The sequence below is a fragment of the Sphingomonas endophytica genome, from assembly GCF_001476895.1.
Lineage (GTDB): Bacteria > Pseudomonadota > Alphaproteobacteria > Sphingomonadales > Sphingomonadaceae > Sphingomonas > Sphingomonas endophytica_A.
The window spans coordinates 32,218-52,456 of record NZ_LDTB01000025.1 but is presented as its reverse complement, the minus strand read 5'-3'; the positions used below and the strand labels follow the sequence as shown (position 1 = coordinate 52,456).

Below are 20,239 nucleotides of genomic sequence, written 5' to 3'. Positions count from 1 at the left end.
GGTAGGACCGGGTCATGCTGATCGCGATCCCCGACGTCCTCGATGCCGCCGCGCTGGCGGAGGTTCGCCGCGTCCTCGATGCCGCCGAGTGGATTGACGGCAACGAGACCTCCGGCCGCCAAGCGGCGCTCGCCAAGCGTAACCGGCAGTTGCCGGAGGATGGCGCGGCGGCGCGGGCGGCGGGGGGCGTGATCCTCGACGCGCTGGGGCGCACGCCGCTGTTCGTGGCGGCGGCGCTGCCCGCGAAGGTCTTTCCGCCGCTCTTCAACCGTTATGAGGGCGGGCAGGATTTCGGGCTGCACGTCGACAATGCGGTTCGCATGAAGCGCGGCAGCGACTTTCGGCTGCGCAGCGATCTGTCGGCGACGTTGTTCCTCGAAGATCCGGCCGCCTATGATGGCGGCGAATTGCTGATCGAGGATCAGTTCGGGACGCAGACCGTCAAGCTGCCGGCCGGGCACATGGTCCTGTACCCCGCCTCCAGCCTGCACCGTGTCACGCCCGTCACGCGCGGGGTGCGGCTGGCGAGCTTCTTCTGGATCCAGTCGATGGTCCGCGACGACGGCGCGCGGCGCATCCTGTTCGAGCTGGACCAAGGGGTGCAGGCGGTCGCGGCGGTGCAGGGGCAGGGGGCCGCCGCGACGGTGAAACTCACCGGCGTGTACCACAACCTGCTGCGCCGCTGGGCGGAGGTGTAGCCACCCCCGCCCGGGCGTAACGTCAGCCGATCTGCTGGTCCTGCGCGCCGCTGTCGGGTCGCGCCGGGCCGAGGATCGGTTCCTCGCCGAGCGGCTTGTTCTGGAAGACGGTGAACTCGCCGTGGCCGTCGACGGTCGGCCCGTCGGTCCAGCGGCCTTCCGGGAAGGTGCCGTCGACCGAGGTGGCGTAGAAATTATAGTTGTTCGCCTGATCCTCCATTTCCTGCGGGAAGGAATTGGGGATCGGCAGGTTCGCCGACGGTCCACCCAGTTCCTCCAGCACCGCCAGCCATTGCTGCTGGTGCATCGTGTCGCGCGCGATCATATAGTGGAGCATCTTCCTCATCCCCTCGTCATGCGCGGCGTTGAAGAGGCGTACCGCCAGCACGCGGCCGGTGCTTTCGGCCGCGACGTTGCAATACATGTCGGCGGCGACGTTCCCGCTGGCATAGATGTGGCTCATGTTGAACGGCACGCCGTCCGAATCCATCGGCATCGCCGCCAGCCCGCCGGACAGCAGGTTCTTGTGGATCAGCCCCTCGATCTCGTGCCGGGCGTTGCCGCCGCCCATCACCGCGCCGACGATGCCGTCGCCGGCGCCCTCCTCCTGCAACGACGCCGGGGCGGTTTCGAGGTTCAGCGCGACCGCCGTCGCCAGCATCTCGATATGGCCGATCTCCTCGGTCGCGGTGTGGAGCAGCATGTCGCGGTACTTGGGCGTCGGCGCGCGATTTCCCCAGGCCTGGAAGAAATATTGCATGCAGACGCGGATCTCGCCCTCGACCCCGCCGATCGCCTGCTGGAGCATCCGTGCGAAGGCCGGATCGGGCTTCTCGACGGTCACGGGATACTGAAGACGCCTGTCGTGATAATACATCGTGCTTCTCCGTTGGGGGACGGGGAGGCAATGCACGAGCGTGTGATAAGTCGTTGAGCCGCCGATACAAAAACGGCAGTTTTTCAATGATTTAGATCAGCGACGCTATCGCGAATGTTGCGAATGTTGAGACGCTGGCGGGTTTTCGCGCGAATGTTGAGGCGGGCGGATGAGAGCGGCAGGCGGCGGTGTCAAAGAGCGGCGTCATGCGCCCCCGGAGTAGGCGAAACCCTTGCGAACGTCGGTCCGTCATGCCGGACCTGTTCCGGCATCCACCGTACCGCAAGCGCCTAAGTCGTTGTTCTTGCGGTGCGGTGGACCCCGGAACAAGTCCGGGGTGACGATCGAAGGACAGCAATGACGGATTGGGCGCGTGTAGGACAGCCTTATCGACCGAGCAGTACGCGCGCCTGACCCGCGATCTGCGCCAGCATCGCCGCGTTGGGCGTCTGGGCGTTGCGGGCGCGGTCGATCACGGCGCGGAACTGGCCGACGCGCGCGGCATTGCGGGCCAGCCAGTCGTCGACCAGCGCAACCGGATCGCCCGCGCCACCGCGCCCGAGGAAGTCGAGCCGCAACTGCTGGAAGTCGCGCGCCAGCCCTGCGATCAGCAGGCGTTCCCACGGATCGCTGGGGTTGATGCGCGTCGCGGTCCCCTGCGCCCAGTCGAGGCCGAGCCCTTCGCCCAGTCGGGTGAAGGCGCGCGCCAGCTGCGTCTCGTCCACGCCCGAGCGCTCGCCGAGATCGGCGAGACCGACCGCGCCGTCCATCTCGAACAGCCGCACGACGCGGATCGCCAGGTCGTGCGGCGCGCCGGCCGCCTCCAGCGTGTCGGCAATGCGCGACGAATGCGCGCGCGCCTCGTCGAGCAGCAGTTCGGCGGTGGCATCGCTCAAGCGACCGATCCCGCCCGACAGCCGCGCGAGGACCGCCGACGGCATCGTGCCGGGCGCAGTGGCGCGCAGCAGGTCGGCGATCTGCGAGCGGACCGCGACCGCGACCTCGTCGAACAGCGCCAGACGACCGCTTTCGGGCATCGCGGTCGTCTCGATATCGCGCCACAGGGTCGCGAGGTCGAACTGCCGCTCCGCCACGACGAACATCGCGGCGATGTCGGCCAGCGTGGCGCCTTCCTCCTCGGCCAGCTCGAAGGGATGGAGGATGCCGATGCGGTTGATGATGCGGTTGGCGAGCTTGGTGGCGATGATCTCGCCCCGCAGCCGGTGCGCGTCGATCGCGGCGGCGAACCGCTCCCGCATCGCCGTCGGGAAGGCGGCGTGGAGGTCGGGAAGCATCGCGTCGTCGTCGCCGAGCGGCGACTGTTCGATCGCGTCCTGCAACGACAGCTTCGCGGTCGCCAGCAGCACCGCGAGTTCGGGCCGGGTCAGCCCGCGCCCTTCGCCGCCGCGCCGCAGCAGGTCGGTGTTGTTCGCCAGCCCCTCGACCTGCCGGTCGAGCCGTCCCGCTTCCTCGAACACCTCGATCAGCCGGACATAGCTGGGCAGCGCCTGCGCACCGCCGCCCTCGGCGATCGACAGGCCGAGCGTCTGGAGGCGGTTGTCCTCCAGCACCAGCTGCGCGACGTCGTCGGTCATACTGCCGAGCAGCGTGTTGCGATCCTCGAACGACAGGCGGCCCTCGATCATCTCGCGGTTGAGCGCGATCTTGATATTGACCTCGTTGTCCGAGCAGTCGACGCCCGCCGAATTGTCGATGAAGTCGGTGTTGATGCGGCCACCGCGCGCGGCGAAGGCGATGCGCGCCGCCTGCGTGACGCCCAGGTTCGCGCCTTCGCCGATCGCGATCGCGCGCAATTCCTCGGCATCGACGCGCAGGCGGTCGTTGGCGGGATCGCCGACGGTGGCGTTGTTTTCCGCCGCCGCCTTCACATAGGTGCCGATACCGCCGAACCAGATCAGGTCGGCGGGGCTCTTCAGGATCGCCGAGATCAGCGCGGTCGGCTCCATCCGGTCGGCGGCGATGCCGAGCGCGGCCTGCACCTGCGGGCTGAGCGGAATCGATTTCATGTCGCGCGCGAACACGCCGCCACCCGCCGAGATCAGCGCGGTGTCGTAATCGGCCCAGCTGGAGCGCGGCAGCGCGAACATGCGCGCGCGCTCGTCCCAGCTTTTCGCCGGATCGGGATCGGGATCGAGGAAGATGTGGCGGTGGTCGAAGGCGGCGACCAGCTTGATCGCCTTCGATAGCAGCATCCCGTTGCCGAACACGTCGCCCGACATGTCGCCGCAGCCGACGACGCGGATCGGCTCGCTCTGCACGTCGAGCCCACGCTCGGCGAAGTGGCGCTGGACCGAGACCCACGCGCCCTTGGCGGTGATGCCCATCGCCTTGTGGTCGTACCCTTGCGACCCGCCGCTGGCGAAGGCGTCGCCCAGCCAGAAATCGCGGTCGAGCGCGATCCTGTTGGCGACGTCGCTGAAGGTTGCGGTGCCCTTGTCGGCGGCGACGACGAAATAGGGGTCCTCGCCGTCGAGGATCGTCACGCCCGCCGGATGGACGACCTTGCCGCCCTCGATATTGTCGGTGATCGACAGGAGCGTGCGGATGAAGATGCGATAGGCCTCGGTCCCCTCCGCCAGCCACGCGTCGCGGTTGGAGGGGGCGGGGAGTTGCTTGGCGTAGAAGCCGCCCTTCGCGCCGGTGGGTACGATGACCGCGTTCTTGACGCGCTGCGCCTTCATCAGCCCGAGGATCTCGGTGCGGAAATCGTCGCGGCGGTCGGACCAGCGCAGGCCGCCACGCGCCACCGGACCGGCGCGCAGATGGATGCCCTCGACGCGGGGGGAATAGACCCAGACCTCGCGCCACGGCAGCGGGGCGGGGAGGCCGGGGATCTTCGCGCTGTCGAGCTTGAAGGCGAGCGCTTCCTTCGCCGCCTCGGTGAAGGCGTTGGTGCGCAGCGTCGCGTCGATCACCGCGCGGAAGGCGCGCAGGATGCGGTCGTCGTCGATGCCGGTCACGGCGTCGAGCCCGGCGTCGATCACCTGCTGCGCTTCAGCGGCGTCGATCGTCGCCTTCGGATCGTGCACGGCGGTGAAGCGGTCGACCAGCGCCTTGGTCACTGGCCGGACGCGGGTCAGCGTGTCGACGACGTTGGCGGGGCCATAGCTCATCCCCGCCTGTCGCAAGTAACGATACCAGGCGCGGAACAGCACGACGTCGGAGGGCGACAGCCCGGCCTCCAGCATCAGCCGGTTGAAGCCGTCATCCTCGGCGCCGCCCTCCAGCACCTGCGCCAGTGCTTCCTGCAGCGTCTCGGCGCTGGCGAGGACGGCGGGGATGTCGGCCTTCGTCTCCAGCGTGAAATCGTGGATCGAGCTGCGTTCCTCGTCGGTCAGCGCGGTCGGCATCTCCTCGATCACGCGGAAGCCGAAATGCTCCAGCGCCGGGACCGCGTCGGACAGCGCCAGCGGCCCGCCCTGACGATAGACCTTCAGGTGGAGCATCCCGTCGCCGCCGGCCGTGAAGCGGACCTCGCGATCGGCATCGTCGATCAGATTGGCGATCGACACGATGTCGCGCGCGGCCTCCTCGGCGGTCGCGCCGGTGCGGTAGCGCGCCGGGAAGGCCGAGGCGTGGCGCAGCGCGAGGCGCGCGGCGCGCGCCGGGCCGACCTCATCCGCCAGCGCGGCCTCGATCGACGGCGCCCAGCCGCGCACCATCTTTTCGAGCTGCGCGTCGAGCATCATCGCATCGGGCAGCACGCCCGCGCCGCGCAGGTCGATCGTGTAGCGGAGCAGCGCGACACGCCCGTCCTCGACACTGGTCGACCAGTTGAGCACCTGACCGTTGGCGGCCTCCGCCAGCATCTCGCCGATCGCGACGCGGCGCGCGGTCGTCATCTCGTCACGCGGGAGCCAGACGAAGGCGTACAGGTGCCGGCCGAGCGGGGAGGGGGTCAGCACCAGCTTCGGTCGCGGACGGTCCGCCAGGCTCATCGCGGTGAGCGCCAGTTCCTCCATCGACGCCGCGCTGACCGCGATCATCAGGTCGTGCGGCAGCGTGGCGATGGCGTGGGTCAGCGCCTTGCCGGTGTGGCCGGCGGGGTCGAAGCCGAACTTCGCCTCGCTGGCCGCCAGCCGCTGCCGCAGGACCGGCACGCTGCGCGGGGGGGCGTTGAGCGCGGCGGAGGTCCAGAGCCCGGCGTGGATCGACAGGCCGGTGACGCGCCCGCCGGTGTGGATCGGCACGACCAGCAGGTCGAGCGGCACACGGCGGTGGACCGGTGAGATCAGGCTGGACTTGAGCAGCAGCGGCGCGGAATTGCCGGCGGTGAAATAGTCCATCGCCAGCCGCCGCGAACGGTCGGCGAGGATCGGCACCTCATGGTCGTTGGCGACGATGCCGAGCGGCGCGGCGGCATCCTTGTGCCCGTCGGCGTGCCAGCGCTCATGCCCCAGGAGCGTGAAGTGGCGGTCGAGGAACCAGCGCAGCAGCGCCGCGCCCTCCGGATCGCCGCCCACGTCGTCGATGACGCCCGCGTCCGCCGCGAGCGTGCCCTGCATCGCGCGCCAGTCGCGCACCGCGACACGCACGTCGGCGAGCAGCCGCTCGATCTCGTCGGTCAGCGCCCGGCGGTCGCGCGCGTCGACGCGCTCCAGCTCAATATAGATCATCGATTCGGGGCGGCCGTCCTCGGCCTCGATATCGGTGAGTTCGCCGTCGGCATCGCGCGAGACGCGGATGACGGGGTGGATGACGCGATCGACCGCGATGTCGCGGTCGCCGATCGCGGCCGCGACCGAATCGACCAGGAACGGCATGTCGTCGTTGACGATCGCCAGCCGCATCCGCCGCCGCGCGCCGTCGCCGGGCAGCTGTTCCAGCGCGAGGATCGGCGTCCCCGCGGCGCGGGTCGCCGCCGTCTGCGCGAGGAAGGCCGCGGCCTCCGCCTGCTTCTCCTCGCCGAACCCGGCAAGCTCGCCCGGAAGGGCACGATAGGTGAGCCGCGCCGCCAGCGCCGCAGACAGTATCTGGAGAGACTTTTTCGGCATGTCTGCCGCTATGCGCCCCTCTGCCGCCCAGCTCAAGGCTTGCCGCACTGCATCATGGATCGGGTCACGACAGGCGCCTGAGCACCTGCTGCGTCAGCTTCGCATCGTCGCCGATCGTGCCGACCACGACGATACCGCTGGCGGTGGCGCGGCCGAGCAGCACGACGGGAGCGCCTTCATCAAGGCCGCTGTCCAGCGCGATCTCCGCCAGCGGCGCGCGCTCCGCCAGCGGACGCGGGCCGGCTTCCGGTACGGGATCGGGGCGCCGCAGGGCGCGTTCCTCCGCGACCAGGCCCTTGATACCGCCTTCGACCCGCTCCAGCGCGTGCGACAGCGCGCCGTCGCCGATCCCGTGGCGCTGCGCCCAGGCGAGCACCGTCGCCACCTCGGTCAGGCGAGTCTTGTCGTGGTCGGTGCCGAAGACCAGCTTGGCGATCGCGGTCATCGGTGCGCGCGCCTGGGCGACGATCCCGGCTTCGGCCAGCAGCGTCGCCAACCGGTCCGGATCGCGGATCGCGGCGAGCGCCACGTCATGCGCGCGTCCCAGGGCGCGGTACAGCGCGGCGTGGCTGCGGAGATGCGCCGCGCGCGCGGCGGCGGCGCTGTCCCGCGCGGCGGCGAGGCGATCGTCGAGCGTGGTCGGCGCCGGGCCGTCCTCATCGTCCGCTTCGCGCGCCGCCGCACCGGGCCCGTCGGCCCAGACCGCGCCGGGGACCGGATCGTGGCGCGGCCCGCGCAGGGCGGCGGACAATTCCGCGTCCAGTGCCGCCTGGTGGTCGACCGCCGCGAGCTCCTTCCAGTTGATGACGCCGTAGATGAAGTCGATCGTCTGCGAATCGGAGGAGAACGGCATCAGGATGCCGCGGTACAGCGTCGCGTGACCGCGCGTGCCGACGAACTCCGCCTCGAACCCGATCGGCGAGCGCCCGGCGATGATCTGGTGATAATGATCGGTCAGCCGCGACAGCAGCGAGCGCGACGGCACGTCGGCGATGCGCACGACCGACTGGTCCATCCCGCATTCGTCGCGCAGCGCGCGGCCGATGAACTGGATCGCGGGATCCTCGACCCCGGCCGAGAAGTCCAGCAGCACGCTGTGCGGCCCGAAATCGGCGATACTCTCGGGCTCGAGATCCTCGATCGCGGGATAGGCGCGGCCGCGCAGCAGCGACACCCAATGGTTGTAGGCGCGGACGTGCATCCGGCGCTCGTCCTGGTCGATCGGCGTCTGGCATTCGCCCACGCCGCCAGCGGTCGGATCGCGGTCCTCACGAAGATCGTCGTAGCCGTGCGCGCTGTCCATGCTCATCGTCCCGGCGAGCGGCCTGTCATTCGGCCGGAGTCGCGGACCTCTTGTGCACGGTGGATGGTAAACGCCCGGTAAAACCGCAAGGCGCTTGTCATCCATCCGAACCCCTGCTAAGCGCCGCCTCCACGACGCGTCCGATGGACGCGACGTTGGCCGCTTTAGCTCAGCTGGTAGAGCATCGCATTCGTAATGCGGGGGTCACAGGTTCGAGTCCTGTAAGCGGCACCACCGAATAGCTATTTTATCCGGGCATTTGGACCTCCCTCACATGCGGGAGCGATCGACTGGCTCCGGTGTCAGTCCGGTGCAGGGTGCCCGGAGCCAGTCGATGAAGCTCGGCGATGATGCCGGTCAAAGCCGCCACCACCGTAGGAAATTCGCCGATCGCGTAGGTTTCGGTCTGGCTTGGGGCGCGGTGCCCCATGAAGCCTTCCAGATCCCAGCGCGTCGCGCCGCGATTGCGGGCCAGCGTCGCGAGGCTGTGTCGCAGGAGATACGGTCGCCATTCGCGGCCGGTCGGCATCTTCAGCTCGGTCAGCATCGCCGCCCACGCCGAATCGACGTCCTTCACCGCGCGCCCGTAATAGTTGACGAGGTATCCGCGTCCCGCGCGCCTCTCCGGCGGCAGCATCAGGTACTCGTCCAGTTCAGCCTGAAGCCACTCGGCGAGGATCGGCAGCACGGGGAGGACCGGGCGCCGCTTCTTGTTCTGCGTCCGCCCGTGAGGGTTCAGATCGATCGTTTCCGAACCCGGCGCCCATTGCTGGCGATCGGGCGCGACCGAGATGTCGCAGACCGCCCCCGGCCGCGCGATCGTACTGATCGACCCGATGAGGAAGCGGTGCAGCGACCCACGGCGCTTTCCGGGTTCGGCCGCATAGCGAAGCATCTTCGCCAGTTCCTCGACGCCGACGCGGGTTCGGCGAGTGCGTTGGACCTGCCCCGCCGGGAGGGGGCGATATGCCGGACGCTTGTCCGAGCGGGGTGGCTCCGCATTCGCCGCGTGGTTGAGCGCGGCTATCAACTGGGCGACGGACGCCTCGGTCGATGCGGGCGAGCGCGGCCTCTCGATCGTCACGACGTTCTTGCCGTTGCGCCAGCGCACCGGCTCCAGCCGGGACCAGGCGCGGAAGGCCGTGACGAAGGCTGACGACGATGCTGTCGCGCAATTCGTCGTGATTCCGAACGCACCTCCAGCCGCCTCCTGCGCGTCGAGGAAGTCGACGACGTGTAGCAAGCGCGTCTTGATCGTGTCGGCCGAGGCGCGCTTATCGCCCCATTCAAGGCGATAGTCTGCGATCGCGTCGGTCAACAGGTACGCGCTGGCCTGCGCGATCGGCTGGCCGCACGTCTCGCAGAATGCAGCAGCCTCGCCGGCATCGGCGAGATAGCGACGGTCGAGCGCTTTGATGGCCTCGGCCTCTATTGCCGAGCGCGTTGACGCGCTGCGGATGCGTCGCGAGTCGGGGTCGTACCAGAAGATGGTGAGGCAGGGGGATCGCAGCGTTCCGTCGCGCTTTCGATCCCAATCAAGCCAGTATTTCCCACGCCGATAGATCGGCGTCGCATGTCCCGACACTTCGACTGCTCCACTAGATATTTGGCACTGGCATTGTGGATGACGGGCATCACCCCATGCGTCACCAGCAGATCGACGTCAGCGGCCTCCAGACGCATGCCCTTGCCCGCCTCAACCGCCTTGGTGAAACGCCGGGACAGCGCGGCGATGGAAGGAACATTCATCCGCCTCGCTCCCTCGCGCGTAGTTCGGCGAGCGTCCGGGCGAGCGCTACTGCTTTCGCGTCGCTGAGTTGGGACAACGTGCCGTCGTACATGTGGTTGAAGATCCGGATGGCGTCCGCCTCGGTCGATCGCTGCGCCACCAGGTTCGCCATGGTGGCCGCCGAGCTGGCGACGATCATCAAGCTGGCCTCCAGCAGCATCGCCCCCATGTCAGCCGGATCTAACGCGATCTGAAATAGCTGGAGGTTCCGTTGCAACACCTCCGCAAGATCACGTTGCAACTTCATGCTGAGGTCTTTCTGCACGCCGCTCATTCGACTGCCTCCCTCGTGCTGGCGGGTGAAACGACCGGACCGGAGAAGCGGAGCAGGGGTGGCACCCACGTCTCGCCCTTGCCGCCGGCGCGGGTGACGGCGGTCAGGACGGCGGTGGTCAGCGGCCCGGAGGCGAGCTTCCCCCAGCTCGCGTATGTCGCGCGATCGACCAGACCCTCCGCCAGCGCGCGGCGCGGCGATTTCGGGAACAGGTCGAGCAGGTCGCCGGTCGGCGTCCAATAGGCGCGGCGGACCTCGTCGTCGCGATCGACGCCGATCGCGCGCGCCACCTCGTCGTGAAGCGCGATGGCATAGCCATCGGCGGCGAGGCTGCGCTCCAGCGCCATCCCTGCGACCAGCGCGGCGGCCAGGCGCTTCGTGACAAGGTCGGCGGCGATGAATGCGCCGAACGCCTGCGCCAGATCCGGCTCGGTGAAGAAGCGCTCGCCGCGCAGGCGGCGCAGCGCATCGCCGGTGATGCGCGACGCCGGCGCGTTTGCGACGTGACGTTGCGCGAGCGCGAAACCCTCGGTCGAGACCCTCTCCATGCCGTCACTCTGGATCGTCCGCATTCCCAGCCCGGCCGGGCGGCGATCGTCGAGCAGCGCGCGCGCCTGGACGAAGACGAGATAGTCCAGACCCGTTTCGCCGCCCCCGTCGGCATCGTCGACCAGCGCCGCGCGGAGGATCGCCTTGCGCACCGCGCCGAGCGCGAACATCGCGTCGGCGCTCAGCCGCTCCTCGCGCGGGATCGCGGCGCCCGGCCGGGCGGGTGTCGCATCGACGGGCGCGGTGACCGGGGCGAAGCTGGCACCGGGCTGCTCATCCTTGCGACCACCATGCTTGGCCGAGCGGCTGGCCCACCAATAGCTGACCAGCGCTTCGCCGGTCGCGTCGATCTCGACGTGCGCGACGACGTCGCCGGCGGGGAGCTTCAGGCGATCACCGTCCCGCCTCGGCGTGATCGCAAGTTGATGATCGGTGCGCCCGTCGGTTTGCGGCGGCGCGGGCACGAAGCGTAGCGTCGGATCTCCGGTGGTTGCGCGGATCTGTTCGCGCACCGTCGCCATTTTCTCCTCGACCAGCTTGAGCAGCAGGCCGGCGTCTTCAATGCGGCCGCGATCCTCGGTCATGTCGGCGAACAGGTCGAGTTCGTAGCGCCCGCCGGCGGCGCGGTAAGTCAGCTCGCCGACGAACGCGAGCTGGCGGCGCTCGAGCGCGTCGCCGATCTTCATTGCCTCGCGGATCGTGCGGGGCGAGGCGTGGCGGCTGAGGCGCGCGAAGATCTGTTCCTGCAACTCGCGATTGGCGGTCGCGCCGTAGGCGACCGCCTGCTCCTTGCTGATCAGCCCGTCGACGAAGGCGGCGAACACCGGCGGGGCGAGCTGGCCGAGGCGCAGCCATCGTTCGACCAGACGGACGTCGTTCTGCCCCAGCGCGGCAGCAATCTGCGCGGCGGTGTGCCCCCTCGCGGCCGCCATCGCTACGCCGGCATACAGCTCGTGAGCCTCCATGTCGGTGCGTAGCAGGTTCTCGGTGATCGACATCTCGATCAGCTCGGCCTCGCTCACGTCGTGGATCTTGTGTGCGATCGGCCAGTTCGCCGGCAGCGCGCCGCGTTCGACCAGCCGCTTGATCGCAAAGTAGCGGCGACGGCCGGCGAACGCGCCGAATTTCGTCTTCGACCCGCGCATCCGGTGGAGGTCGATCGGGACGCGCAGCCCCTCGACCAGGATCGATGCCTCCAGCGTCGCGGTATCCTCCGCCGAGGGGATGCGCTTGCGGACGTTGAAGGGCGACAGGCAGATCTGGTCGATCGTCAGGATCGTGCTACTCACGGTGGGTCTCCGGCAGGCGTGAAAGCGCCCCGGCGGTTGCACCCGCCGGCTTGCTGGGTACGGGGACGGGAGTCGCATCCGGTCGGCTCCCCGAACCGGCCGGGGGTTGATTCGATGGCACGCGCGAGGTGGACCGGCGCACCGCTTCCCCGTCGTCGCGGCAGAAGCTGACGTGGCGCGCCAGCGTTTCGGGCAGGCACATCAATTGGCAATGCGGACAGGGAACCCGCCGCCCGTTGTCGGCGCGGATCGCGGTCAAGGCTCGTCGCGCGACCTTCGGGGGATTGACCTCGAGATCGACAGCAACCGCCTCACCATTGGCGATCATGCTGGCCGCATCCGCCCACATCTGATCGCGGATCGGCGATTGCCCGACCTCCAACGCCAGACAGGCGCGCACTTTTGCGCTGAGCGACGACCAGTGCCGCGGGCACATGCGCGAGTTTGCGCCGCGCTGCTGATCGCATCCGGGAACGACGCAGCCTGCCATCAGCCGAACGCCTCCCGGACCAGGCGCGGAACGCTGATCTGCTTTCGCGTGCCGTCGCGGTAGAGCGTGACGATCGGCGAGTTCTTGTTCGGCTGGGCCTTCAGAATGAGGTTCTGGAGCTGGCGCTGGTAAGGCCGGTCGAAGGCCGTCGTCTCGACGCGTTGTTCCCGACGCAGCCGTTTAACGCGGCCCTGGTCGGACACCTCGTACAGACCTTCGTAGCCGACCACCGGCTTCCAGCGCTCGCCGCTCATCAGCCGAGACCGCCGACAATCACGTTCACGCTGTCCCAGCCGAAGAGCCAATGTCCGATCTGGATGAACGGGAGTGGGAGGAAGAACCCGGCGACGCTCCACATCGAGATGCGGTGGAGATGGTGGAAGCGACGCGCGCGGCGGAGGCGCTGCGCGCTGATCGTCGGGCGAGGAAGCGCGATCGTCGTCACCGCGTGGCGGCGGTGGCGGGGCGGTGCACGATGCATCAGCGGTCTCCGGAGATCAGCTCGCTCAGGATCGCGAGCGTGATGACGAGGGCGAGGATGACGACGGTCAGCGCGATGCGCGGGTGGCCGAGGAACAGCGCGAGCGCGGCGGAACCGGCAAGGAGGGCCGCGACGATCAGCGGGAGCACGAGGTGCGGGCGCTGGCGCGGGATCATGCGCGGCCACCACGAGATCGGCGGGCATAGCCGTTGATGCCGGTGTTGATAGCCTGACTGAGCAGCGGCAGCGCCACCATCGCCTTCACCGACGTCGCGGGGACCGTGATGATCCGATCGCGGAGCCACATTTCCTGCAGGACCAAATGCTGCAGGATCTCCGGCACCATCCGTGCGCCCTGCAGATCGTAGGGCGTCGTCGACGTTTCAGGCTCGCCCAGCACATGGGCAGCGGTCATCAGGTGGACCAGCGGTTCGGCGAAGTCGCCGGCGACATTGAAGGGGGTCAGCGCACCGTGAATGGCAAGGATGGCGGTGCGAATCTCATCGAGCGTCACGGGCAGGCTTTCGGGCAGCAGAAAACCGTCCTCGAAAGCACGTGGTGCGATCGGGGCCGGCGGGAGCAGTCGGTGTGATAGAGGCGGGGAGCCTAGCCGCTGTCGGGCGGCGCGCGAGGCGTCATGGCGGCTGCGCCAGGCGCAGGATCGCAGCGACGTGGGTTGCCTTGCTGGTGGCGATCGCGATGACGCGAGGCCGCTCCTCGTCGTCGACGATACCGTCGACCAGGATCGCCGCCATCTCAGCCGTATGGCCGGCCATGGTCGCGACGATCTCCCCGGGGCGCGGTGCAATGTCCGGCGTGATGTCGAATGCGCCCTGTTGCGCAACCGCCAGCACCGGGCTGGTGAAGTCGGCGCCGAGGACCGCGGCGATCGACAGCAGCCATTCGGCCTTGTGGATCGGACGCCAGTGTTCCGAGGCAACGTCGTACTTCGCGCACTCGATCGCCTTGTCGGGGACGCCGCTGGCGTTCGCCAGCCGCTTCACTGTCCAGCCCTTGCGCCGCAAGTGACGGCGCAGCGACGCGCCGATCGCGCGGTGCGCGTCTTCGCGGGAAACACGGGGGGTCAATCCCGCAGATGCGCGACGCGCGGTCATGCGACTGTCGCCCGGGTCGGTGCCGGACCGGACAGGCGTCCGGCACCGAGGGTCACAGGGTGGCAGGCTGCTTCACCGCTCGGGATGCGCGGCGATCGACCGGCCTGCCAGCGGGCGATGGGGGTGATGGATGACGGGCCTTCGGGGGACAGGCATACGGACACGGCTACAACGCCTCGCATGGTCTTCGCCTGTCCCCGTCCGGCCCGCACGTCTCGGGGGGCCGGGGCGCGGAGGGAGTGGCCTTCAGGGGAGCGGCTCGTGCACGCTCCCGGTCCGGCGCCCGAAGCGGGCTGTCGCCCGCCAGGGAGAGAAATGTCGCCCGGACGCGGGGTCATCGGCGCGGCTCCAGGTCCACGGTTGCGCCTTCGGCCTTGATGCCGAGCGCGACGGCGATCTTGTGCGACTTGCCGAACCGACAGCTGCGACCGCCGCTCAGAACGTTGTGTACCAAGCTGACGGTAAACCCATGAACACGCGCCCATTCCGAGATATTCACGCCTTCTGCGACGAGCTCACCGCGACGCGCGATGGCCCGTTGCCGGAGACTGTCATCGGTTGTTGTGACTCGGGTGGACATCGGGAATGTGCCAAGATGTGTAAAGCAGTGCCACCGTGCACAAAAAAGTGACCATCGTCAACGGGAGTGCGCAAAATTCTGTTTGTTGTGGCTGGATGGGGCGCTCGGTTGCGCGAGGAGCGTGAGCGCGCTTCGTGCACTCAGGACGCGTTCACCAGCCGGAACACTCAGCGGGCGTATGAGCAGGAAAAAAACGCTCCAGATATCCGTTACTTGTCAGCGCTTGAGGGAAGCGGGTTGGACGTCGCATACATAGTCACTGGTCGCCGGAGCGCGGTTGCCGAGGAACAGGATGTTGATCGCGTGCTGTCGATGCTTTGGCCATCCGCAAGCGCAGAGTCCCTCGCCGCACTTGCTTTGATTGGACGGGAGCTTGCTCAAAAATCTGCGCTTGGGCGCGAATCGCCCTAACCGCTGATTCGGTGACAACGGATGCAATGTGTCGCGCGACACTTGACGCTCCGCCTGGCATGTTATAAACAGGGGGCATGCTGATTGAGAGCATCCGTCACAAAGCCCTTCGCCGCTTCGCCGAAACCGGCAATGCCAAGGGGCTGCCGTCCGAGGTGGTGACCCGTCTTCGCATGATGCTGGTGTTCCTCGACGCGGCGACGTCGACCGACGCGTTGCTGGCACCGCCGAATTTCGGCGCGCACCAGTTGACGGGTGATCGGGCCGGAACGTGGGCGCTGACGGTCACGCGCAACTGGCGGATGACCTTCTCGATCGATGCCGAGGGGGCGATCGTCGACCTTGATCTGGAGGATTATCACTGATGGCTATCACCCTTCACCCGAGCCTCCACGTCCATCCGGGCCAATGGCTGGCCAGCGAGATCGTGGCGGCGCACAAGCTGAACGTCACGGAAACCGCCGCGCTGCTGCGCGTGTCGCGCCAGGCGCTCAGCACGCTGCTGAACGGGCGCGCGGATCTGTCGCCGGAGATGGCGCTGCGGTTCGAGAAGGTGTTCGGCATCGACGCGGAGACGATGCTGCGCATGCAGCTCGCCTGGGACGTGCGCGAGATGCGCGAGCACGCCGACGAGATCGTAGTGGAGCGGTCGCTGGTAGCGGCGTGAGGACCGGATGATCGGGGTATCGGCGGGGTAATTGCCCTGAACAATGCCCCCAATCGCCAGCATTTCCGCGCCCTTGCTGCGAGTGAGGCGGAGGGTGTCTCCGCCTCACTCGGCCACTTGAATCAAAACCTGCCGAGGGCTGCGCTCTCGCCGTCAGCCGAAAGGTGTACGCGTGGCACTGAGCAACTGCTCGTGGACAATCGATAATTTTCTTGCAAACGTGGCTGAATGACGCCGCAACCTGCGAAATCGAGCACCCATCGTCGTTATTTGCATGTTGCAGTATGTGCTGTGACTGCGCTGTTCGTTTTGTACTGCTTCGTCCATCTGGCCTTTGACGTCGGCAGGGCCACCGAACGTGATGCCTACGAACGTCTCAGACGCTTTTCTGAAGCGGAGGGGCGTAAGGGTTGCCTACAGGTCGCATCTTCGTCCCGTCGCTCCTGCGAAGCAGACCAGCTTGAAAAGCAGCGGGAAGCGAGGCTGCGCAGCGAAGAGGTCACCGCTCAGGTCGCCGCCTCATCGTGGAGCTTTTGGGCGGCTGTCATTGCAGCAGCACAACTTCCCGTAAGCGCCTTGGGGCTGTTCGCTCTTTTACGCTCGTTAGGCCATTCGAGACGCGCGCTTGACATAGCGGCAGAGGCGAACAGGTTGAATAACGACACTGCTCGTAGGCAGATGCGTGCTTATGTTGGAATTGACCGTATTGAGACGGTTAGGAATGTAAATGAGGCAGGAGAGGTATATTCATACGACGTTTTCGTAATCTGGAAAAATTACGGAGCAACTCCTGCTACCGGCGTCGACATGTTCATTCATGGATTAAGCTGGCACGCTCCTTCCTTCCCTCCATGGTTTCCATATCCTCGGCTGCCATCACTTTGGCAAACGTTCACTCGCCCAGAGTCCACGATCCAGCCTAAAAGTGAGCTTCGGTGGTGTGCCGTATCTATTGATGCTGATGACTTGCACGCACATCGAGAGGGCTGGATGAAATTGTACTGGTGGGGCGAGCTAAGCTACGGTGATGTCTACGGTAATTCTTATCGACAGAGATACAGGCGGCGATCACGGGGCTACCTCTTTAAGGAAGACCGGACGCTGGAGAGAGTTGATTTTGGTTACGTGGCGAACGACTCCGGGGGAAATGAGGAAATTGACGCATTAAGCGAAGATTTGGCCGATCTGCCGGCCGAGGTGGAGACTTATGTCTCGCAGCGCGGGTGGCACGTTTGGTTGCAGAGCCAGTTGCCCGCTAATTGGGAGATTTCGCCCGATGGCACTCCCCATGAGCAAAATGAAGAGGCATATCGCTTGAAGCCAAGCGCTATGTGGATCGGGAATTCGTACTAGGAAACGGCCCTTCCATCGAATGCGTGCCATTCTGCGAGCGCCGTCTTACGGCGCTATCCCCGACATCAGAAGTTCGTTATAACTCCGTCATGCAGGGGAACCGCCCGGCCGCTCCTCGCCGGGTGCAGGTGCTGGCCATCATCGTCGAGCGGATCGCGCGATCGGGCGTGAGTCCCTGCTATGAGGAGATCGGGCGCTTGATGGTGCCCCCGATCAGCAAAACCCGTGTGAAGCAGCACGTCGACAAGCTGGTCTACTTCGACCGCGTCCTCGATCGCGAGGCCGGCGCGCAGCGCGCCAGCCGCATCCGCGATCTCGATCGCTGCCGCGAGATGATTGAGAACGAGCTGGGCGAGCGCGGGTGGTTTCATGCGCGGCCACTTGGCCCGCTGATCGCTCCCGCCCCCTGCACGATTGAGCAGCTGCCGGTCATCCCTCCGTTCGAGCATCTTCCCGGCCCAGACTGAGCCGGAGCGTCCATGAAACTCGCCACGACCGAGCGCGAAAAGCAGCGCGTCGACCATCTCGTCCTCGGTCGGCCGCGCCCGGCGCCGGTGATCGGCAAAAAGCCGGAGGGCATGTCGAAGATCGAGTGGAAGGCGGCGAAGGCGGCGATGCGCGCGCGCGGCGCCGAGCTGGCGGACGGGATCGAGCAGCGCGTCGTCCTGGTCGAGCAGTTCGGGGGCAGGAACGGAACGCCGGAGACGATCGCCCACCTCGACGCGCGCGAACGCCGCGCCGGCGCCATCGCGCGGCTGTATATGTCGGGCGCGATCGACGCCGATCAGCTCGCCGCGGCCGACAAGATCGCGGCGACCTATCGCGCGGTGATGGCGGACACACCGCTGAAGACGGCGAGTTGGGAGACGCGGACGGGCGGCGGTGGCGTGGGCGGCGACGGCGTGGAGCTGACAACGATCGAGATCGCTTACGGGCGTTACGCGCTGGAATGGTGGCTGCGATCGATCACGCAACCCGCCGCGATGCTGGCGATCGTCGCGGAGGACGTGGCGCTGACGAACGCCGCGCGCCTGTTCGCACTCAGCGTGCCGCGCACGCGCACGCTGCTGTGCGAGGCGCTGACGACGTGGTGGGCGCGCTATGGCCGCGGCGAGGTGGTGGCGTCGTGACCCCCCTGCACATTGGTACACTGCACCAAGGTGCAGCGCCTCAAATCGTCACGTAACGGCCAAATCCGACCCCGCGACAATTGCGCCCGACGCGCCCCCGGCGGCCATCAGAGCCGGGCACGCCTCCCGCGTATCAGGAGATCGCGCCGATGAGCAATGCGCGCCGTAGCACACACGCCGGTCCGCACGCTCGCGCCGCTGCGGCTTCCTCGGGAGCGCAGCGGCGCACCCCCGCCGACCATCTGGATCTTGCGGTTCGCGACGCCGAGGTCCTGGCGCGCGACTTTCGGCGTGGCGCGCGCGATGCGCGTCATTTCCACGAGCTTGAAGAGCGCGCGCATGCGGTCGCGCGCGACATCCTCGCCCCCTTTCGCGGTGCCGGCGCACGGCCCGTCAACCCGCCCCTCCACGTCAGCGCGGACGGGCGTTCAGCCGCATGGTGAGCCGATGATGATCAACATCCCGCGGGCGCGCCTGGCGCTGGAAGCCTGCCAGAGCGCCCGGGTCGCCATCGATCGCGAACAGCTCGAGCGACTGTACGATGCGGTGGAGCAGGGTCAGCAAGCCCAGAAGGCACTCGCTGCCGTGGCCCAGACGGCGGTCGCCGCAACCGCGGCGGGGATGCTGGCGTGACGGAGGCTGTCCGCCCCGGCGCCATCGATGTCGGCGGCAAACCCTACCTGCGCGACGCCAAGGGCGCGCTGGTGCCGCTGGAGGCGATCAAGGCCGTCGACCTGCTGATGGACGAAACGGTGCGCGACATCATCGCCCGGGCGACCGAGGTGTCGGCCGCGATCGCCGCGTTCAAGGTGGAGGCATTCGCCGCCGTTGGTGGCTTCCAGGCGCTGCTCGCCCAGGAATATGGCACGACGATCGGCGGCCCGAAAGGCAACGTCACGCTGACCAGCTTCGACGGCTGCCTGAAGGTGCAGGTGCAGGCCGCGGACCTCCTCGAGCTTGGCCCCGAGCTTCAGACGGCCAAGACGCTGATCGACGGTTGTTTGTCGGAATGGGCGGCGGGCAGCGGCGCCGAGTTGCGCGCCCTGGTCAACCAGGTGTTCTCGGTCGACAAGGAAGGCCAGATCAACCGCGCGGCGCTGTTCATGCTGCTGCGGGTGGAGAGCCCCGACGAGCGCTGGCAGCGGGCGATGGAAGCCATCCGCAACAGCATCCGCGTCATCGGGTCGCGGAGCTACGTCCGCTTCTACAATCGCGCCGCGCCCGACGCGGCATGGCAGGGCATCCCGCTCGACATCGCCGTCGCCTGATGCCGTGGCAGCCGCCCGTGCTAGGCGGCGTGCCTGCCAAGCGCAGGAAATGGGCGCCGCCGATCGGCCAGCCCGACCGCCGTAAGCGTGGTCGTGCCGGTCAACGTGACCGGGCGCAGGTGCTCGCCGAGGAGCCGCTATGCCGCCTCTGCCTGGCACGCGGTGACGAGAGCCCGACCGAGGAGGTCGATCACATCAAGCCTCTCAGTCGGGGCGGCCGCGACGATCGCGCCAACAAGCAGGGCCTCTGCATACCGTGCCACCGCGCCAAGACGCGGGCCGAGGACGCCCAGCGCCGCGCGGCCGACCCCGACATCTGACCCCGCCGCCCCGGGCGGCCCCGACCGGGAGGGGGTGGGTCGATCCCTCGCAGCCGCTCTGGCCGGACACCGCAGCCCAACTGGATTTTCGTGCGGGCGAATTCAAAACCAAAATGATCCCGTCGGAGGCACCCTATGGCGAGCGGTGGTGCCCGCCCCGGGGCGGGGAGGAAGCGTAACGACCCGGCGCTGAAGATGACCGCTGCCGAGCGCGCGCGCGTGCCGCCGGCGATCGGCGCGGGTGAGGCGATGGTGCCGCCCATCCACCTGTCCGACCTTGGGCGCTTGATGTTCAATCAGATCGCGGACCTGCTCGCGGTGCAGGGTCGGGCCGAGGCCCAGTTCGTGCAGATCGTCGCGCTGCTGGCAATGCGGCTCGAGCAGATCCAGCGCTTCCAGGCGGTGCTGGAGATGACCGGCGACACCTGCACCAGCACGACCGTGCGGAAAGTCGACGGCCAACAGGTGGTGACCGAGATGATCCGCGCGCGGCCGGAAGTGGCGATGCTGTCCGATGCCATGCGCCAGGCGCAATCGCTCCTGGGCGAGCTCATGCTCAGCCCGTCCGCCGCCATGAAACTCGCCAGCGGCAAGAAGGACGCGCCGGGCGACTTCGACGACTTCTGATCG

24 protein-coding genes and 1 tRNA gene are annotated in these 20,239 nt (G+C 67.7%); 11 read left to right on the top strand and 14 right to left on the bottom strand.

Translation table 11 applies throughout. The features are described 5' to 3' along the window. Positions 1-14: 14 nt before the first annotated feature. Entirely contained in the window at positions 15-698 is a 684-nt protein-coding gene (locus NS334_RS08620; protein WP_058755568.1) for a Fe2+-dependent dioxygenase, read from the top strand. Between the two features lie 22 nt (positions 699-720). Here NS334_RS08620 and NS334_RS08615 read toward each other — a convergent pair whose 3' ends face one another. The 3 genes from NS334_RS08615 to NS334_RS08605 form a co-directional block, all read right to left on the bottom strand. Continuing rightward, on the bottom strand, positions 721-1,575 hold the full coding sequence (locus NS334_RS08615) for a manganese catalase family protein (protein ID WP_058755567.1): 855 nt from the start codon (positions 1,573-1,575) through the stop codon (positions 721-723). 386 nt (positions 1,576-1,961) lie between these two features. Then, complete coding sequence (locus NS334_RS08610) at positions 1,962-6,590, bottom strand: NAD-glutamate dehydrogenase (protein ID WP_058755566.1); 4,629 nt, start codon at positions 6,588-6,590, stop codon at positions 1,962-1,964. Positions 6,591-6,654: 64 nt separating this feature from the next. Then, a complete protein-coding gene (locus NS334_RS08605) occupies positions 6,655-7,893 on the bottom strand; it encodes a hypothetical protein (protein WP_058755565.1) in 1,239 nt (412 codons plus the stop codon). A 158-nt stretch (positions 7,894-8,051) separates the two neighbouring features. Here NS334_RS08605 and NS334_RS08600 point away from each other — a divergent pair. Next, positions 8,052-8,127: transfer RNA gene (locus NS334_RS08600), tRNA-Thr, on the top strand. Positions 8,128-8,140: 13 nt separating this feature from the next. Here the strand turns inward: NS334_RS08600 and NS334_RS08595 are convergent. From NS334_RS08595 to NS334_RS08555, 10 genes are all read right to left on the bottom strand, one after another. Beyond that, positions 8,141-9,478, bottom strand: a complete 1,338-nt coding sequence (locus tag NS334_RS08595) for a hypothetical protein (RefSeq protein WP_058755564.1) — start codon at positions 9,476-9,478, stop codon at positions 8,141-8,143. 160 nt (positions 9,479-9,638) lie between these two features. Next, complete coding sequence (locus tag NS334_RS08590; protein WP_058755563.1) at positions 9,639-9,956, bottom strand: hypothetical protein; 318 nt, start codon at positions 9,954-9,956, stop codon at positions 9,639-9,641. Beyond that, on the bottom strand, positions 9,953-11,794 hold the full coding sequence (locus NS334_RS08585; protein ID WP_058755562.1) for a ParB/RepB/Spo0J family partition protein: 1,842 nt from the start codon (positions 11,792-11,794) through the stop codon (positions 9,953-9,955). Before NS334_RS08585 ends, NS334_RS08590 begins: the two co-directional genes overlap by 4 nt. After that, positions 11,787-12,284, bottom strand: coding sequence for a hypothetical protein (locus NS334_RS18175; protein ID WP_058755561.1), 498 nt, complete (start codon positions 12,282-12,284; stop codon positions 11,787-11,789). The genes NS334_RS08585 and NS334_RS18175 overlap by 8 nt, the downstream gene beginning before the upstream one ends. Continuing rightward, positions 12,284-12,538, bottom strand: a complete 255-nt coding sequence (locus NS334_RS08575; protein WP_058755560.1) for an NUMOD4 domain-containing protein — start codon at positions 12,536-12,538, stop codon at positions 12,284-12,286. Before NS334_RS08575 ends, NS334_RS18175 begins: the two co-directional genes overlap by 1 nt. Then, positions 12,538-12,765 (bottom strand): hypothetical protein, encoded by a 228-nt coding sequence (locus NS334_RS08570; RefSeq protein WP_153002654.1) that lies wholly within the window; start codon positions 12,763-12,765, stop codon positions 12,538-12,540. The genes NS334_RS08575 and NS334_RS08570 overlap by 1 nt, the downstream gene beginning before the upstream one ends. Then, on the bottom strand, positions 12,765-12,941 hold the full coding sequence (locus NS334_RS18610) for a hypothetical protein (protein ID WP_193753037.1): 177 nt from the start codon (positions 12,939-12,941) through the stop codon (positions 12,765-12,767). Before NS334_RS18610 ends, NS334_RS08570 begins: the two co-directional genes overlap by 1 nt. Then, positions 12,938-13,279 (bottom strand): hypothetical protein, encoded by a 342-nt coding sequence (locus NS334_RS08565; protein ID WP_058755558.1) that lies wholly within the window; start codon positions 13,277-13,279, stop codon positions 12,938-12,940. The genes NS334_RS18610 and NS334_RS08565 overlap by 4 nt, the downstream gene beginning before the upstream one ends. A 121-nt stretch (positions 13,280-13,400) precedes the next feature. Then, complete coding sequence (locus tag NS334_RS08560) at positions 13,401-13,880, bottom strand: hypothetical protein (RefSeq protein WP_153002653.1); 480 nt, start codon at positions 13,878-13,880, stop codon at positions 13,401-13,403. Positions 13,881-14,214: 334 nt separating this feature from the next. Continuing rightward, positions 14,215-14,460, bottom strand: a complete 246-nt coding sequence (locus tag NS334_RS08555; protein ID WP_058755556.1) for a hypothetical protein — start codon at positions 14,458-14,460, stop codon at positions 14,215-14,217. A gap of 488 nt (positions 14,461-14,948) precedes the next feature. On the opposite strand from NS334_RS08555, the gene NS334_RS08550 reads away from it, so the two are divergent. The 5 genes from NS334_RS08550 to NS334_RS08535 all read left to right on the top strand — a co-directional run bounded on the left by NS334_RS08550 (position 14,949) and on the right by NS334_RS08535 (position 18,021). Continuing rightward, complete coding sequence (locus tag NS334_RS08550) at positions 14,949-15,236, top strand: type II toxin-antitoxin system RelE/ParE family toxin (protein WP_058755555.1); 288 nt, start codon at positions 14,949-14,951, stop codon at positions 15,234-15,236. Continuing rightward, entirely contained in the window at positions 15,236-15,538 is a 303-nt protein-coding gene (locus NS334_RS08545) for a HigA family addiction module antitoxin (protein ID WP_058755554.1), read from the top strand. The genes NS334_RS08550 and NS334_RS08545 overlap by 1 nt, the downstream gene beginning before the upstream one ends. 291 nt (positions 15,539-15,829) lie before the next feature. Beyond that, positions 15,830-16,891, top strand: coding sequence for a hypothetical protein (locus NS334_RS18170; RefSeq protein ID WP_193753036.1), 1,062 nt, complete (start codon positions 15,830-15,832; stop codon positions 16,889-16,891). A gap of 89 nt (positions 16,892-16,980) precedes the next feature. Continuing rightward, positions 16,981-17,358, top strand: a complete 378-nt coding sequence (locus tag NS334_RS08540; protein ID WP_153002651.1) for a hypothetical protein — start codon at positions 16,981-16,983, stop codon at positions 17,356-17,358. A 12-nt stretch (positions 17,359-17,370) separates the two neighbouring features. Beyond that, on the top strand, positions 17,371-18,021 hold the full coding sequence (locus NS334_RS08535; protein ID WP_058755552.1) for a hypothetical protein: 651 nt from the start codon (positions 17,371-17,373) through the stop codon (positions 18,019-18,021). 107 nt (positions 18,022-18,128) lie between these two features. Here NS334_RS08535 and NS334_RS08530 read toward each other — a convergent pair whose 3' ends face one another. After that, positions 18,129-18,362 carry a hypothetical protein gene (locus tag NS334_RS08530; protein ID WP_153002650.1) on the bottom strand — a complete coding sequence of 78 codons (234 nt, stop codon included), beginning with the start codon at positions 18,360-18,362 and terminating at the stop codon, positions 18,129-18,131. Between the two features lie 106 nt (positions 18,363-18,468). Here NS334_RS08530 and NS334_RS08525 point away from each other — a divergent pair, with 106 nt between their 5' ends. The 4 genes from NS334_RS08525 to NS334_RS08510 all read left to right on the top strand — a co-directional run bounded on the left by NS334_RS08525 (position 18,469) and on the right by NS334_RS08510 (position 20,236). Next, the gene (locus tag NS334_RS08525) at positions 18,469-18,654 is read left to right on the top strand and encodes a hypothetical protein (protein WP_058755550.1); all 186 of its coding nucleotides are present in this window, start codon (positions 18,469-18,471) and stop codon (positions 18,652-18,654) included. Further along, entirely contained in the window at positions 18,651-19,289 is a 639-nt protein-coding gene (locus tag NS334_RS08520) for a DUF3164 family protein (RefSeq protein ID WP_058755549.1), read from the top strand. The genes NS334_RS08525 and NS334_RS08520 overlap by 4 nt, the downstream gene beginning before the upstream one ends. Next, a complete protein-coding gene (locus NS334_RS08515) occupies positions 19,289-19,609 on the top strand; it encodes an HNH endonuclease (RefSeq protein ID WP_058755548.1) in 321 nt (106 codons plus the stop codon). The genes NS334_RS08520 and NS334_RS08515 overlap by 1 nt, the downstream gene beginning before the upstream one ends. A 195-nt stretch (positions 19,610-19,804) precedes the next feature. Further along, complete coding sequence (locus tag NS334_RS08510) at positions 19,805-20,236, top strand: P27 family phage terminase small subunit (RefSeq protein WP_241491868.1); 432 nt, start codon at positions 19,805-19,807, stop codon at positions 20,234-20,236. Positions 20,237-20,239: the final 3 nt, after the last annotated feature.

Excerpts from the sequence above, each read along its gene's own strand:
- NS334_RS08620 (WP_058755568.1), top strand. The coding sequence starts at position 15 with ATGCTGATCGCGATCCCCGACGTCCTCGATGCCGCCGCGCTGGCGGAG.
- NS334_RS08615 (WP_058755567.1), bottom strand. The coding sequence starts at position 1,575 with ATGTATTATCACGACAGGCGTCTTCAGTATCCCGTGACCGTCGAGAAG.
- NS334_RS08610 (WP_058755566.1), bottom strand. The coding sequence starts at position 6,590 with ATGCCGAAAAAGTCTCTCCAGATACTGTCTGCGGCGCTGGCGGCGCGG.
- NS334_RS08605 (WP_058755565.1), bottom strand. The coding sequence starts at position 7,893 with ATGGACAGCGCGCACGGCTACGACGATCTTCGTGAGGACCGCGATCCG.
- NS334_RS08590 (WP_058755563.1), bottom strand. The coding sequence starts at position 9,956 with ATGAGCGGCGTGCAGAAAGACCTCAGCATGAAGTTGCAACGTGATCTT.
- NS334_RS18175 (WP_058755561.1), bottom strand. The coding sequence starts at position 12,284 with ATGGCAGGCTGCGTCGTTCCCGGATGCGATCAGCAGCGCGGCGCAAAC.
- NS334_RS08575 (WP_058755560.1), bottom strand. The coding sequence starts at position 12,538 with ATGAGCGGCGAGCGCTGGAAGCCGGTGGTCGGCTACGAAGGTCTGTAC.
- NS334_RS08570 (WP_153002654.1), bottom strand. The coding sequence starts at position 12,765 with ATGCATCGTGCACCGCCCCGCCACCGCCGCCACGCGGTGACGACGATC.
- NS334_RS18610 (WP_193753037.1), bottom strand. The coding sequence starts at position 12,941 with ATGATCCCGCGCCAGCGCCCGCACCTCGTGCTCCCGCTGATCGTCGCG.
- NS334_RS08560 (WP_153002653.1), bottom strand. The coding sequence starts at position 13,880 with ATGACCGCGCGTCGCGCATCTGCGGGATTGACCCCCCGTGTTTCCCGC.
- NS334_RS08555 (WP_058755556.1), bottom strand. The coding sequence starts at position 14,460 with ATGTCCACCCGAGTCACAACAACCGATGACAGTCTCCGGCAACGGGCC.
- NS334_RS08550 (WP_058755555.1), top strand. The coding sequence starts at position 14,949 with ATGCTGATTGAGAGCATCCGTCACAAAGCCCTTCGCCGCTTCGCCGAA.
- NS334_RS08545 (WP_058755554.1), top strand. The coding sequence starts at position 15,236 with ATGGCTATCACCCTTCACCCGAGCCTCCACGTCCATCCGGGCCAATGG.
- NS334_RS08540 (WP_153002651.1), top strand. The coding sequence starts at position 16,981 with ATGCAGGGGAACCGCCCGGCCGCTCCTCGCCGGGTGCAGGTGCTGGCC.
- NS334_RS08535 (WP_058755552.1), top strand. The coding sequence starts at position 17,371 with ATGAAACTCGCCACGACCGAGCGCGAAAAGCAGCGCGTCGACCATCTC.
- NS334_RS08530 (WP_153002650.1), bottom strand. The coding sequence starts at position 18,362 with ATGCGCGCGCTCTTCAAGCTCGTGGAAATGACGCGCATCGCGCGCGCC.
- NS334_RS08525 (WP_058755550.1), top strand. The coding sequence starts at position 18,469 with ATGATGATCAACATCCCGCGGGCGCGCCTGGCGCTGGAAGCCTGCCAG.
- NS334_RS08515 (WP_058755548.1), top strand. The coding sequence starts at position 19,289 with ATGCCGTGGCAGCCGCCCGTGCTAGGCGGCGTGCCTGCCAAGCGCAGG.
- NS334_RS08510 (WP_241491868.1), top strand. The coding sequence starts at position 19,805 with ATGACCGCTGCCGAGCGCGCGCGCGTGCCGCCGGCGATCGGCGCGGGT.